Below are 15,131 nucleotides of genomic sequence, written 5' to 3' on the forward strand. Positions count from 1 at the left end.
AAAATTTGCTGGTTCTCATTTTTTTTATTTATGTTTAGCGCCACTAAAACAATTTACCAACTCATAAGCAATGACAAAAGAAACAACTAAAAATTATGGTACAGCGCTATATACAATTATAACTGTATTCTTTTTTTGGGGATTCGTTGCCGCTTCAAATGGCATCTTTATTCCTTTTTGTAAAACGCATTTTAAATTAACTCAATTCGAATCTCAATTAATAGATTTTACCTTTTATGGCGGGTATTTTATCGGATCATTAATATTATACTTTGCCTCGCAGGCGTCGAAGGTTGATATTTTAAATAAAATAGGTTACAAAAAAGGAATCATTGCCGGGCTTGTGATTTCTGCAGGGGGGGCTCTTTTAATGATTCCGGCGGTACATTCGGGATCGTTTTTGTTTATCCTGTTCGCTTTTTTTGTCATTGCCCTGGGCTTTTCTCTACAACAAACAGCAGCAAACCCCTTTGTGGTTGCATTAGGGGAGCCGGAAAGCGGTGCGCATCGTTTAAATCTTGCCGGAGGTGTTAATAACTTTGGCGGGTTAATGGGGCCCGTTATCGTTAGTGTGGTACTTTTCGGAACAGCAAACGATGCAGTAGCCAAAGCTGTAGAAATTTCTTCTATTAATAATCTATATTATATCCTGGCAGGATTGTTTCTGGCCGTTGCTATATTTTTTGGTGTTTCCAAGCTCCCTGATGTTACCAGCACGGAAAAGATCGAAGCCAGTAGCAAACCAACCGGACCATTGGTTGTCATGATCTTGGGTTTCTTAATGGTGGCAGCAGCTGGTCCTTTGGCTAATTTGACCGGTATCAGTGCATCCATTTTTGTTTACTCTTCGTTTGTAATCATTTTAGGCGCTTTATTATTCGGTTACTTTGCTAAGAAGGAAAATTCTTCTAGCTGGGGGGCAATGCAATATCCTCAGTTGGTGTTGGGCATGCTGGCTATTTTTATGTATGTGGGTACAGAGGTAACCATTCAAAGTAATTTGGGTGCTTTGCTCAAATTGCCTGATTTTGGCGGTTTAGCGGATGCAGATATCAAACCTTATATCTCGTTGTATTGGGGGAGTATGATGATTGGCAGGTGGGCTGGAGCGGTTAGTGCTTTCAACCTATCCAAACTGACAAAAAATGTTCTGACCATTATAGTGCCTTTCGTGGCTTTCGCAATTATTTTGGGCGTTAATCATGCAACTGGTACAAATGTGGGTAATTTATATGTTTATGGATTGTGTATTGCGGTAATGGTTTTAGCTGTTTTTATCGGACAGGAAAAACCTGCTAAGACCCTAGCTATTTTTGGTACTTTGGGCGCTATTGCCATGATAATTGGCTTATTGACAACCGGGCATGTGGCTATTTTTGCTTTTGTGAGCGGAGGTTTATGCTGCTCAATTATGTGGCCTTCGATATTCTCATTGGCCATTACAGGTTTAGGTAAATATACCTCGCAAGGTTCTTCATTCCTGATCATGATGATCCTGGGAGGATCTATTATTCCACCGATACAAGGTGAATTAGCTGATAGTGCCGGTATTCACCATTCATATATTATTCCGGTTATCGGTTTTGCATATTTAATTTTCTTTGCATGGAAAGTTAGCGGCGAACTTAAGAAACAAGGTATAGATGTTGAAAATATCAGTGCCGAAGGCGGACATTAAGTTTTAATGCAGTAATTTAGCAGCCACAAAGACGCATTTCTTTGTGGCTTTTTATTTTAACAAATGACAGATAAACCAAGTTTCGATACAATATTTATGAACCTCGCCACCGACCTGGCAGCCCGCTCACATTGTGTGCGTGCCCATGTTGGTGCAGTGTTAACCAAAGATACCCGCATTATTTCTATAGGCTATAATGGTCCGCCGGCTGGTACACATAACTGCGACGAAGAATGGCCTGAACATGGCTGTGCCCGCGATAGTAAGGGAAGTTGCTCTTTGGCCTTACATGCCGAAGAAAATGCCATTCTTTATGCCTCAAAAAATGGAGCCAGGATTGAAGGTTGTACCTTATATACCACTTTATCGCCTTGTATTGCCTGTGCCCGCCTTATTTTATCATCAGGTATTAAACTGGTATATTATTCCAAATCTTATGCGGCTTACAAAGGTTTACCAAGCGATGAAGGGGTTGACTTTTTGAGGAAATTTGGCGTGGATGTGATTTTGATGGAATCTTAAAGGTTCAGTGGTTTATTTGTTATTGGGCCGTTAGTAACTGTAAATTGAAAACTGTTATTAGGGTTAATCAGTTAATTGTTTAAATCGGTTAATTGAGGCCGAATGTCAAACACTCGATTCCGAAGCGCCTTCCGGACTCCTGGCTGCAGACTCCTGACTTTTTCCTTCAAAAATCTCAAATCTACCTCCCCAAATCTCATATCTAATCACTACCTTTGCGGATGCAAGAAAAAATCATTATCGTCGATTTTGGTTCGCAATTTACACAACTCATTGCCCGCAGGGTTCGCGAACTAAATATTTACTGTGAAATATATCCATACAACAATCTTCCTGAGATTACACCTGATGTAAAAGGAGTTATTTTCTCAGGCAGTCCTTATTCTGTCCGTCAGGAAGATGCCCCTCAAATCGATCTATCGAAGTACCATTTAAAATATCCGCTATTGGCGGTTTGCTATGGTGCACAATACATTGCCCAACACTCAGGAGGTTCGGTTCAGCCTTCGTCTACACGCGAATATGGCCGCGCTAACCTAAACTTTGTAAACCAGGAGAATAAATTATTCAAAGGTATCAATTTAGGTTCGCAGGTTTGGATGAGCCATGGCGATACCATTACTGATATTCCTGAAAATTTTGAGCTGATTGCCAGCACAGATAGTGTTAAAGTTGCAGCCTACCACATCAAAAATTCTGACACTTATGCCATCCAGTTCCATCCGGAGGTAACGCACAGTATTGACGGAAAAATCCTTTTAGAAAATTTCCTGGTTGATATCTGCGGTTGCAGTCAGGATTGGACTTCTTCAGCTTTCGTTGAAACAACCATTGCTGATCTTAAAGCTACTTTAGGAGATGATAAAGTAGTTTTGGCACTTTCGGGCGGTGTTGACAGTAGTGTAGCGGCTGTACTTTTACATAAAGCTATTGGCACGAACCTGCACTGTATATTTGTGGATAATGGTTTATTGCGTAAAAATGAATATGAAAGTGTTTTAGAGCAATACAAAGATTTCGGGTTAAACATTAAAGGTGTTGATGCAAAAGCTAAATTCTTGGGCGAATTGGCTGGAGTAGAAGATCCGGAGCAAAAGCGTAAAATCATTGGTCGCGTATTCATCGAAGTTTTCGACGAAGAATCGCATTTAATACAAGATGTAAAATGGCTGGCTCAAGGTACTATTTATCCTGATATCATTGAATCGGTATCGGTAAAAGGTCCGTCGGCTACCATTAAGTCGCACCATAATGTAGGCGGTTTGCCAGATTTCATGAAACTTAAAGTAGTGGAACCACTTAAAACTTTGTTTAAAGACGAAGTGAGAAGAGTAGGTACGGCATTGGGTCTGGAATCATTTATCTTAGGCCGTCACCCGTTCCCCGGACCAGGTTTGGGTATCCGGATTATTGGTGAGGTTACGGCTGAAAAAGTAGCCATTTTACAGGATGCAGATAAGATTTATATCGATAACCTGAAAGAAGCAGGATTATACGACCAGGTATGGCAGGCAGGAGCCATCTTTTTGCCGGTTAGATCTGTTGGTGTAATGGGCGATGAACGTACCTACGAAAATGTAATTGCACTAAGGGCTGTTGAATCATTAGATGGTATGACGGCAGATTGGTGCCATTTGCCTTACCCGGTATTGGCTAAAATCTCGAACGAAATCATCAATAAAGTTAAAGGCATCAACAGGGTGGTATATGATATCAGCTCTAAGCCACCTGCAACTATTGAATGGGAATAGCGTTGAGTTAGGAGTTGAGAGTTTTTAGTTTGGAGTAACAAACTGCATAAAATAAAAGTTATGCTAGCAAGGTGGAATAAACTTTGCTAGCATATTTTGTTAAAAAACGATAGGTATGAATTTTAAGAAGGTTTATGGTTTGCCAGTTTTGCTGATGTTGGTTTTAGGTGCTTGTTCGCCAAAAGTGAGAACACCTAAGCCTGGTGCGGGTAAACCAACTGAAAAGGAAAAACCGGCAGATAAAAAGCCTATCAAAAAGTTTACCCAGGCCAGTGTTTCTTTGCTTGTTCCTTTTAAGCTGGATGAACTGAACTTAAAAACGGCCACCAAGGCAGATATCGAGAAATACGCAATGCCCATCGATTTTTATCAGGGCTTTAAATTAGGATTGGATTCTGCTGCGGCCCAGGGTTTAAATTTTAAACTTAATGTTTTTGATACCCAGGATGATAACGCACATATTTCTACATTGTATAAAAACGAACGTTTTAAACAGAGCAATTTAGTTATAGGCCCCGTTTTCCCTGAAGGTTTAAAATTTATAGCCAATTATGCTGAAGAAAACAACGTAACCATTGTTTCTCCCTTAGCCGCTACCGATCCCGCTGAGTTTAATAACCCAAATCTCGTTTCTGTGGTCAACAATATTGGTTTGCACGGAAAAAAGATGGCTACCTATATTACTAAAAACTTTAACCCGGCCAGTACCATTGTAGTGCTCATTAATCCAAAGAAAACAGAGGACGAAGCTTTTGCGGCCCCGATCAGGAGTTATTTCCGAAACAATGGCAAGTTTACTGTACAGGAATATGCATCGGCTTATACCTTTGAAACCAAAATGATCAAAGGCAAGCAGTATGTGGTTCTGGTAACCTCATCCGACCGTAGTTTTGTACTGCCAACTATTGAAAAACTTTACCGGCTAAAGAATTTGCCAAAAGGAGGTTATGCCATTAACCTTTTTGGGCATCCAAACTGGGTAAAACAGAATTATCCTGCAGATAAGCTACAGGATCTTAACACAATTATCAGTTCTTCCTATAAAATAGATTATAAGAGCGGTGCTGTAATTACTTTTATTAAAAAGTACCGTTATAAATATGGTTTCGAACCCGGAGAATATGCATTCAAAGGTTTTGATGTTGGTTATTATTTCGGCAGGTTATTAGTCCTGTATGGCGAGGATTATAAAGACTATATTGTAAAAGACAGATATAAAGGGCTCCATAATAGTTTTTCATTTATACATGATCCAAAATTAGGTTATATTAACACCAGTTTAATGTTGTTGAAATATAAAAACTTTGCATTAAACCCCGTTGAATAAACATCATTCTTCAATTTAATTATTGCATGAGAGCAGACCACCAGTTAAGGGCCTTTGAACAGATTTTAAGCAGTTATGATGGAAGTTTGCCCCTGCACCGCTTCTTACCCGCTTATTTTAAGCAGCACAAGCAAATGGGCTCTTCCGATAGAAGATGGGCTACACGCCATATATATAGTTTTTTTAGGTTAGGGAAAGCTTTACCCGAATTGCCACCTGAAGAACGCTTAAGTATTGCCGATTTTTTATGCCATACTACTTTGAGCCAGGTGGTAGAGAAAAACCTGCCAGATTGGGTGAAATATATTGCTTCATCTTTTGAAGAGAAATTAAGTCTTGTTAAAGCCAAATATCCTCATTTTGATCTCAAAGCGGTATATCTTTTTCATACCGGGCTTTCTGCCAGTATTGATAAAGATGCATTTTTTGCTTCGTTTTTTAAGCAGCCCGATCTTTTCATCAGGGTTGCTGCCGCTGATGCCAAAGCTATCATCGCAAAACTGGAGAACGAAAACATTGCGGTTAAGGCAATTTCTGATACTGCGTTGGCACTACCCAACGGTACTAAACTCGAAACCATTTTAAAAGAAGGCAGTTATGAGGTCCAGGACTTATCTTCACAGTACACCGGCAAATATTTTAAACCCAATAAATGGGATAAATGGTGGGATTGCTGTGCGGCATCGGGCGGAAAAACCCTTCTTTTACACAGTTTAGAGCCTGTTATAGAGCTTTTGGTTTCAGATCTGCGCGAAAGTGTACTGTTAAACCTTGATGAACGTTTCCGCCTGGCAGGCATTAAGAAATATCATAAAAAAGAGATGGATCTTTTACAAAATAACGATCAGATTTTGCACCATTATGCATTTGATGGAATTATTTTGGATGCACCCTGTACAGGCTCGGGTACCTGGGGAAGAACGCCGGAAATGCTTACTTTTTTCGAAGAACGCAAAATTAACCAGTTTGTAACCATCCAAAAAGGTATAGCACAGAATGTCGTGAAATACCTTAAACCTGGTCAACCACTGGTATACATTACCTGCTCTGCCTTTGCACAGGAAAATGAAGAGGTTGTACAGCATATGGTTGATACGCTGCCTTTAGAACTGGAAAAGATGGAACTGATAAAAGGATATAAAAATAATGCCGATACGATGTTTGTGGCAAGATTGATCAAGAAAAGCCGAGACTAGAGGATTTTAAGATCAGTGAATATTTTCCCAGGCCGTCATTCCCGCGAAGGCGGGAATCCTAATACTTTAAGATTTCCAAGTTGGAAATGACGAATCTATTTAAAAAAATAGAAATCGATTCATTACACGTTAAGTATGCTCAAACCAGGATTTGAAATTCTTTTTAAAGTATTTCACTGCTTCTATAAGTACAGCGATGGCTCCGATAATTAAGGTATATTCTTCAAAGCTTTTCATGATTTGAGCTTTATGTTAAGATAAATATAACCAAATATTGTTACAGTTTCGTGTGTAGATTGTCATTTATATTATTGTCGGCTTTTAAGCCGCAGTAAAGAAATCTAATGGTGCGCGCACTAATTTTACATCATCCCTCTCACATATACCGTTTTATAGCCCTGTATTGTTCCTGAATAATTTAATGGCAATGGCCAATAAAATTACGCCAAAAGCTTTACGCAAAATGTTTAACCCTGATTTTCCGAAAAGTTTTTCCAGCCTGTTGGTATTTTTCAGTACGAAATAAACAAAAAGCATATTAAGGATGATTCCAACCAGTATATTCTGCGTATGGTATTCTGTTTTTAGCGAAAGGAGGGTGGTCATGGTGCCGGCGCCCGCAATCAACGGAAATGCCAGTGGAACGATCGAAACCGTTTCAGGAGCTTCTTCTTTGAAGATGGTGAGCCCTAAAACCATTTCCATGGCGATGAAAAAAATCACAAAAGAGCCTGCAATGGCAAAAGATTCTACATCTAATCCGATTACTTTTAGCAGCGATTCACCTACAAATAAAAAGAGGATCATTAAACCTGCGGCCACCAGCGATGCTTTTTCAGATTCGATATGGCCAGCTTTTCTGCGCAGTTCGATTACGACCGGAATAGCGCCTAAAATATCGATAATCGCAAAAAGAACCATCGTTGTAGATAGGATCTGGCTTAAGTTGAACTTCATAAAATCGAATTTCATAGCAGGACAATTTTAAGCAAAGGTAGCGGAATTTGCATCAAATCCTCAATTGTACTGTTATTTATTAAAAATAGAACTGCGTTCTTAAAGTAAGAACATTGTCCTTTCTGTCAGCGGTGTAACCCGGAATCTGGGTCGATTCATTTTTGATGATATCGTAATAAAGTACAGCTTTAAAATGCGGATTAAAGTGATGTAAAAAGCCAAAACCAAACGTATCAAAACGAACGTCGGCAGCCGAAAGCCCTTTATCGGCCGAAATATCCATTCCTTTAACTTTAGCATTTGGGTCGTACCAATCGTATTTTAAAATGAGTTGGTTATCGGTACTGTTTAATGTTTGTACAAAGGTAAAGTAAGCGCCATTAAAAGTCCTGGTATAAAAAGGTAAAGCTATAGCCTTATTGTCTACAGGGTAAGAGCCTGGCGTTGTAGAATTGGTAGAGGTGCCTGTTTGCAGGCCCGATATTACCTCAGCCCTCAGTTCCGATTTCCAGCTTTTGGTTTTGGTGGCTAATTGTATATCGGCACCGTAATATCTTCTGGGGGCAACTTTATTTACGGTGGCGGCAGAAGAATCTTTAACCATTTTCCATACCTTATTAACCTGCTCCATTTTGTAGCTCACCGGCAAACGATGATCTAAGCCCCCCTGAAGCGTGCTTATCCCGCCGGCAACCGTAAAATTTTTAAAGGCATACGTTTTATGGCTTAATCTGAAAATGTAGTCTTTACTATTATCGAACTCTCCGTTACCTGCTAAGCCCTGGCCGTTGTAAATACCAAAATCGAATACAAAATTTTTAAGTTTGGCATCTTTCCAGCGTGGATTTAGAGTAAAAGTTACCCCCAGGTCGCGTTCTGTTTTCATTAAAATCTGCGACATCCTGCCACGTTCCGGCGCTTCTCTCACCGATGAGGAAAGCTGGAGTTCATTGCCAAACGGACGGCCCGAAAGACCAAGTGTTACGGCCAGTATCTTCCATTTGTTTTCGTAATAACGCCCCCAGAAATCGCGTATGGCAACTCCCTGTTCGGTACCATCAAACTGGAGTACAAAATAGGTAGAAGGAGACCCATCTTCTGTTAACATCATATAATCGGCCCTTAAACGGCCCCTTCTCAGTCTAAAACGGTTGTTGGTAAAGTCGCCAAAGTTTCCGCCCTGAAATTCGGCCTGTGTGCCTTTCGATTCTGCAAGTTGGAATTGAGGCTGTAAATATCCACTAAATGATAATGAGCCATATTTCTTCGATATAATCAGCAAATGGTTTACTGTGGTAGAATCCATTACATCGTTAATTGTCCTTTGTGCATGCCCTGAAATAGAAATGAAAAGTAAAACAACGGTTAAAGAGAAATAAACGCTTTTAATTTTGGCAGAATTGCGGTGCATTTTATAATTTTTTTGCAAAGGTACTTTTATTAACAATTATTTAACACAAAAAAAGCCCCGACTTTTAAATCGGGGCTTATAAAGGATATTATTTTTTTGATTACAACTCTGGTTTTGGAGGATCAACCGGATCTACTGTTTTGCCGGTATTACCTAAAACGGAGTGTTTACGGCTGTAACCAAAGTAAATTACAAAGCCGATAGCCAACCATCCGAATAACCTTAACCAGTTGGTCCAGTGTAATCCCAATATCATTAAGCCGCAGGCAATTATACCAAGTATAGGCAATAATGGTACAAAAGGTGTTTTAAATTCCCGGTGCAAATTAGGATCTGTTTTTCTAAGTACGATTACTGCCGCGCAAACTAAAATAAAGGCGAATAAGGTACCTATAGAAGTCATATCACCCACAACATCACCCGGAACAAAAGCCGCAAACAATGCACAGATTACGAAAATAATCATATTGGCTTTGTAAGGTGTTTTAAATTTAGGGTGAAGATCGCTGAAAATTCTTGGTAATAAACCATCTTTACTCATAGAGTAGAAAACGCGGCTTTGACCTAGCAACATCACCAGGATTACTGATGAGAACCCTGCCAAAATCGCCACGGTTACCAATTTGGCAAGCCAGCCATATCCAGGCATATAATCGATAATAGCCGCTACAACTGATGCTTCACCACCTTTGGTTCTGAAGAACTCTACTGGTGCCATACCTGTTAAAACATGGGCAAACAGAATGTATAAAACGGTACATACGGCTAACGAACCCAGGATACCGATAGGCATTGCTGTTTTAGGATTTTTGGTTTCCTGAGCAGCGGTACTCACGGCATCAAAGCCGATAAAAGCAAAGAACACTGTACCGGCAGCACCCACTATACCCCAAAAACCACCAAAATTATGGGTTAATCCTTCTTTATCAACATATTTTGTTGCTTCAGGGATATATGGTGTATGGTTAACCGGATTGATGAACGACCAGCCAAAAGCAATGATCAACAATACGATGGCCACTTTGGTAATTACAATCAGTCCGTTTACGAAAGCAGATTCCTGTGTACCTTTGATCAATAAAAGACTTAATAAAAAGATAATTAATAAGGCAGGCAGGTTCATGATACCATGCACGCCACCTTCACTCTGGAAAGGAGAGTGGCACCATTCGTAGGGTATGGGGCTCATGTGTAATACTTCGGTGAGCAATTTGTTAAGATACTCACTCCAGGCAATCCCAACTGTAGCGGCACCTACCGCATATTCCAAAACAAGATCCCAACCAATGATCCAGGCCATAAACTCACCCATGGTGGCATAGGTGTAGGTATAGGCACTACCCGAAATAGGAATGGATGATGATAGTTCAGCATAACAAAGACCCGCAAGTGCACAACCGATGGCAGCCAGGATAAAGCCAAAAGTAACCGAAGGGCCGGCGCTCTGGGCAGCAGCATTGGCTGTACGGACAAAGAGGCCTGCGCCAATAATTGCTCCAATACCCAACGCCACTAACGAACCAGCTGAAAGGGTGCGTTTTAAGCTTTTCTCAGACTCTGACGAATCTGCCAAAAGTTGAGTAATTGATTTCTTAAGAAATAAACTCATAAAAGTTAGTTAATGGTTTGATTTATTTGTTAAATATAAATTTCTGGCCCAAACCTAAATAAAAATTACCATAATGTAAAAGGGATTTTGGTTAAAAATCCCTTTTACACGTTATTATATCAGCTACTTTACAACTAATGGCTCAATGTATCGACTTTATTGATCAAAGTATCGGTTTTTATGTTGCCCAAACCATCTGTTTTTTGCTCAATCCTGATTTCTTTCCGAACTTCCAGTTTATGTTCACCTGCAATTGCTTTAACTGCGATGTAAGGAGCAATAACCAGCGAAACAATCGACATTAATTTGATCAAAATGTTCATTGAAGGGCCTGAAGTATCTTTAAAAGGATCTCCAACGGTATCTCCGGTAACCGAAGCCTTGTGTGGTTCTGATTTTTTGTAGTACATCTCTCCGTTGATCATCACACCCTGCTCAAAAGATTTTTTAGCATTATCCCAGGCACCGCCGGCATTACTCTGGAATATCCCCATCAATACTCCGGTAACCGTTACACCAGCCAATAAACCGCCCAAAACTTCCGGTCCAAAAGTAAAGCCCACAATTACCGGGGTAATTAAGGCAATAGCTCCCGGCATCATCATTTCGCGGATAGAGGCTTTGGTTGAAATGGCTACACATTTTTCATATTCGGGTTTAGCTTTATATTCCATAATACCTGCAATTTCCCTGAACTGGCGGCGTACTTCCTGCACCATATCCATTGCAGCTTTACCAACCGCCTGGATACATAAAGCAGAGAAAATAAAAGGAATCATTCCGCCGACAAACAAACCCGCTAAAACGGGTGCTTTATAAATATCAATGGCTGTAATGCCTGCAATGCCAACAAAAGCAGCAAATAATGCTAAAGAGGTTAAAGCAGCTGAGGCAATGGCAAAACCTTTACCTGTTGCTGCGGTTGTGTTACCCACGGCATCTAAATTGTCGGTGCGCTCACGTACTTCTGGCGGTAATTGGCTCATTTCGGCAATGCCGCCCGCATTATCGGCAATCGGTCCGAATGCATCAATGGCCAATTGCATAGCTGTGGTGGCCATCATTCCGGCGGCGGCAATGGCTACACCATACAAACCCGCGAAATGATAGGAAGCCATAATCCCACCGGCCAGAACCAAAATCGGGATTACGGTAGATTTCATACCCACAGATAAACCTGCGATAATATTGGTGGCATGACCGGTTGAAGATTGTTGAATGATTGAATTTACAGGTCCTTTGCCCATTGCAGTAAAATACTCGGTTATAATACTCATAATGGTACCGACTACTAAACCAACAATAATCGCATAAAATACATTAATGCTCGAGAATTCATAGCCGCGGAGGTTAAGGGTTTCAGGGAGCATCCATTTCACAATAAAGAATGAAGCCACGGCCGTGATCACGATAGACGACCAGTTTCCGAGGTTCAGTGCATTTTGAACATTCGATTTTTCATCTTTAATGGTTACAAACCAGGTACCTATAATCGAAAAGATAATACCCAGTCCGCAGATTACCATGGGCAGAAGGATGGGAGACATCCCTCCAAAATTATCTTTCACATCAATTTCCTGTCCTAAAACCATGGTAGCCAAAATGGTGGCCACGTACGAACCAAATAAATCGGCTCCCATACCGGCAACATCACCCACGTTGTCGCCTACGTTATCGGCAATGGTTGCAGGGTTACGCACATCGTCTTCAGGTATTCCGGCTTCTACCTTACCCACTAAATCGGCACCAACATCGGCAGCTTTAGTGTAAATACCGCCGCCAACACGGGCAAATAAGGCGATAGATTCGGCACCTAAAGAAAAGCCGGTTAAAACTTCTATTGCGGTTTTCATTTCAACGCTGTTAACCGAAACCACGTTGAAATGCTTAAGAAATACAATAAATAAGCCCCCTAAGCCTAAAACGGCCAGTCCGGCAACGCCCAAACCCATTACAGAACCCCCGGTAAATGATACTTTTAATGCTTGCTTTAAGCTGGTTCTGGCCGCTTGTGTGGTTCTAACATTGGCTTTCGTGGCCGATTTCATGCCGATATAGCCTGCAGTTGCCGAAAATACCGCTCCGATAATGAAGGAAATGGAGATAATCCAGCTCGAATGCATCGGCACGCCTTTAATTTCGGTAACGGTGCCTGAGTAGGCCAGTAGCGCAGCCGTAAAAACGGCAAAAATGCTTAATACCCTCCATTCTGCTTTTAAAAAGGCCATGGCACCATCTGCAATGTAGCCCGCAAGTTCCTGCATGTTTTTATCACCCGCATCCTGCTTGTTTATCCAGGCGCTTTTAATCATCATAACGATTATTCCAACAAGGCCTAGCGCCGGGATACAGTAAATTAAATTGTTTTGTAAAAAATCCATAGTGAATAATTGGTTTATATTTGGTTAGTTGTTATTAGTTAACTGTTAAATCGGTTAATTTGTTTAAACCATGCTAGGCACCCCGCTCCAAATGCCTGCTTATATCTAGCAAGATAATAAATATTCTTCTTGTGATTAAAAATTTCGCCATCGCGGCCAATAAAATTTTGCTCAACTAAAATAATACAGGCGAAGCACACCTATTTTCTTTTTTTTAAATAAATTAGCCACAAACTAAACCAAACCAAAAAATGAAAATTGAAAAAGAAGAAGGATCTTCTAAGAGAAAATTAAGCCTTTTTGATGCCACAATGTTGGTAATGGGCTCAATGATCGGAAGCGGTATCTTTATTGTAAGTGCCGATATCATGAGAAATTTAGGCTCTGGTTACTGGTTGATTGTGGTATGGTTAATAACCGGGGTAATGACCGTTGCCGCTGCAATTTCTTATGGAGAGCTTTCTTCTATGTTTCCTAAAGCAGGTGGACAATACACTTACCTGAAAGAGATTTTTGGTAAAATGATGGGTTTTCTTTATGGCTGGGGACTGTTCACAGTAATTCAAACAGGTACGATCGCGGCTGTTGCTGTTGCATTTGGTAAATTTACAGCCTATTTGGTACCGGCTTTAAATGATGCTGCCCCGATTTTTCAGAGTGGCAGTTATAAAATCACCTGGATACAGATTTTAGCTATCGCTGTTATCCTGCTTTTAACCTATATTAATACCAAAGGGGTTGAAGGCGGAAAAATTTTGCAGAATATTTTTACAGGATCCAAAATTGTTGCTTTAATCGGATTAATTGTATTAGGCTTTCTTCTGGTTAAAAACAGTTTCTGGACTGAAAATATGGGCTTTGGATGGCACGCTTTCAATAACCTGAAAACAGATCCCAGCGGAAATTTCCTTAAATCGGGATGGGAATCCATCTCAGGAATGACCATAGTTGGCGGCATAGCAGCGGCAATGGTAGGCTCCGTATTTTCAAGTGTGGCCTGGGAGAACGTAACCTTTGTTTCGGGAGAGATCGAAAACCCGAGGAAAAATGTAGTCCGCTCCATGGTTTTGGGTACCACTGCAGTAATGATCCTTTATTTATTGGTGAACTTTGTATACCTCAATACCCTAAGCCGTGATAGCATTGGCTTTGCCTTAAACGACCGGGTAGCCGTAGTAGCGTCAGAGCAGATTTTTGGAAGCGGAATCGGTACCATTGTAATTGCTGTGCTCGTGATGATTTCTACTTTTGGTTGCGTTAACGGAATCGTCCTGGCCGGCGCAAGGGTTTTTCAGAGTATGGCAGAAGACGGAATGTTTTTTAAAGCTGCGCTTAAAAACAATAAAAATGGAGTTCCTGAAAAATCACTCTGGATGCAGGGGATATGGGCTTCTGTTTTATGTTTAAGCGGACAGTATGGAAATCTTCTGGATATGATATCCTTTGTAATTGTACTCTTTTATATGATTACCGTGTTTGGCGTTATTTATTTGCGGATAAAAAAACCTAATGCCGACAGGCCATATAGAACCTGGTTATATCCGGTTACTCCGATTATTTATTTATTAATTGGCGCCGCATTTTGCGCTTTGTTGCTCGTTTACAAGCAGCAATATACCTGGCCGGGACTGGTGATTGTTTTGCTGGGAGTGCCGGTTTACTTTTTTATTAATAAAAAAGAACAGTAGGATCAGGCGGATTTTAAATGGGGCTCCATGAGACCTTTAAATTAAGTCTGCGAGGCTTTTTTTATGGGCATAGCGTCTCAGGTCTGGCTCAGATCTTTTAGGTTTTATTTTGAAAAGCAGGGTTCTGTATCAATCGGTTCCGGAAGCCCCGCTGTCCGCTTTACTTCGTGCCCGCTGCCATCGGGTTTATTTTGGTTGGGTCTGTACAGTTAACCGCGTTCTTAAACCAGGAATAAGGGATACGGGCCTTTTGAAGGCCTGCATGCCCAGCTGAACGAACGGGTAGATATATGAGCTTGTGGCGGGCTAACGCTGCAATAAAATGCAGCACTTGCTTTCCTAAAAAAAAAGAATGTAGCATCCAAGCCTTTGGTAAAGAGATGCATTGCCTCTAACCGCTCCCCAAACCTATTCAAAAACCGTATCATTTTTTAGACTTAATATGCCAAAGCTGGGCATGGGTATATGCTGTTGCAGAAAACTTTTCAACAATTTTACATTATCCAATATGGGGGTTTAAATCCTTTCTCGAGCCGTTTAATGATGCATTTCCTTTTCTTTTGATTTCCAATTGGTATTTGTTGATGGGCCCGGGATGTTACAATTGGCCT

The 15,131-nt window shown here is 40.7% G+C and carries 10 protein-coding genes; 6 read left to right on the forward strand and 4 right to left on the reverse strand.

Annotation, left to right across the window (positions count from 1 at the left end; all coding sequences use genetic code 11):
• Window positions 1–70 precede the first annotated feature (70 nt).
• The 5 genes from GGQ60_RS22465 (at window position 71) to GGQ60_RS22485 (ending at window position 6,474) form a co-directional block, all read left to right on the forward strand.
• A complete protein-coding gene (locus tag GGQ60_RS22465; protein WP_183768641.1) occupies window positions 71–1,678 on the forward strand; it encodes an MFS transporter in 1,608 nt (535 codons plus the stop codon).
• Between the two features lie 63 nt (window positions 1,679–1,741).
• The gene (locus GGQ60_RS22470; protein WP_183768643.1) at window positions 1,742–2,200 is read left to right on the forward strand and encodes a deoxycytidylate deaminase; all 459 of its coding nucleotides are present in this window, start codon (window positions 1,742–1,744) and stop codon (window positions 2,198–2,200) included.
• A 221-nt stretch (window positions 2,201–2,421) separates the two neighbouring features.
• The gene (gene guaA, locus GGQ60_RS22475; protein ID WP_183768645.1) at window positions 2,422–3,951 is read left to right on the forward strand and encodes a glutamine-hydrolyzing GMP synthase; all 1,530 of its coding nucleotides are present in this window, start codon (window positions 2,422–2,424) and stop codon (window positions 3,949–3,951) included.
• Window positions 3,952–4,066: 115 nt separating this feature from the next.
• Window positions 4,067–5,278, forward strand: coding sequence for an ABC transporter substrate-binding protein (locus GGQ60_RS22480; RefSeq protein ID WP_183768647.1), 1,212 nt, complete (start codon window positions 4,067–4,069; stop codon window positions 5,276–5,278).
• 26 nt (window positions 5,279–5,304) lie between these two features.
• Complete coding sequence (locus tag GGQ60_RS22485) at window positions 5,305–6,474, forward strand: RsmB/NOP family class I SAM-dependent RNA methyltransferase (RefSeq protein WP_183768649.1); 1,170 nt, start codon at window positions 5,305–5,307, stop codon at window positions 6,472–6,474.
• 390 nt (window positions 6,475–6,864) lie between these two features.
• Here GGQ60_RS22485 and GGQ60_RS22490 read toward each other — a convergent pair whose 3' ends face one another.
• The 4 genes from GGQ60_RS22490 to GGQ60_RS22505 all read right to left on the reverse strand — a co-directional run bounded on the left by GGQ60_RS22490 (window position 6,865) and on the right by GGQ60_RS22505 (window position 12,832).
• Window positions 6,865–7,431 carry a MarC family protein gene (locus tag GGQ60_RS22490; protein WP_183768734.1) on the reverse strand — a complete coding sequence of 189 codons (567 nt, stop codon included), beginning with the start codon at window positions 7,429–7,431 and terminating at the stop codon, window positions 6,865–6,867.
• A gap of 79 nt (window positions 7,432–7,510) precedes the next feature.
• Complete coding sequence (locus GGQ60_RS22495) at window positions 7,511–8,842, reverse strand: putative porin (RefSeq protein ID WP_183768651.1); 1,332 nt, start codon at window positions 8,840–8,842, stop codon at window positions 7,511–7,513.
• A gap of 100 nt (window positions 8,843–8,942) precedes the next feature.
• On the reverse strand, window positions 8,943–10,451 hold the full coding sequence (locus tag GGQ60_RS22500) for an amino acid permease (protein ID WP_183768653.1): 1,509 nt from the start codon (window positions 10,449–10,451) through the stop codon (window positions 8,943–8,945).
• A gap of 134 nt (window positions 10,452–10,585) precedes the next feature.
• Window positions 10,586–12,832: a sodium-translocating pyrophosphatase gene (locus tag GGQ60_RS22505; RefSeq protein ID WP_183768655.1), complete on the reverse strand. Its 2,247-nt coding sequence runs from the start codon at window positions 12,830–12,832 to the stop codon at window positions 10,586–10,588.
• Window positions 12,833–13,083: 251 nt separating this feature from the next.
• On the opposite strand from GGQ60_RS22505, the gene GGQ60_RS22510 reads away from it, so the two are divergent.
• The gene (locus tag GGQ60_RS22510) at window positions 13,084–14,520 is read left to right on the forward strand and encodes an APC family permease (RefSeq protein WP_183768657.1); all 1,437 of its coding nucleotides are present in this window, start codon (window positions 13,084–13,086) and stop codon (window positions 14,518–14,520) included.
• Window positions 14,521–15,131 lie beyond the last annotated feature (611 nt).

The sequence above is a fragment of the Pedobacter zeae genome (assembly GCF_014196715.1).
Taxonomy (GTDB): Bacteria; Bacteroidota; Bacteroidia; order Sphingobacteriales; family Sphingobacteriaceae; genus Pedobacter; species Pedobacter zeae.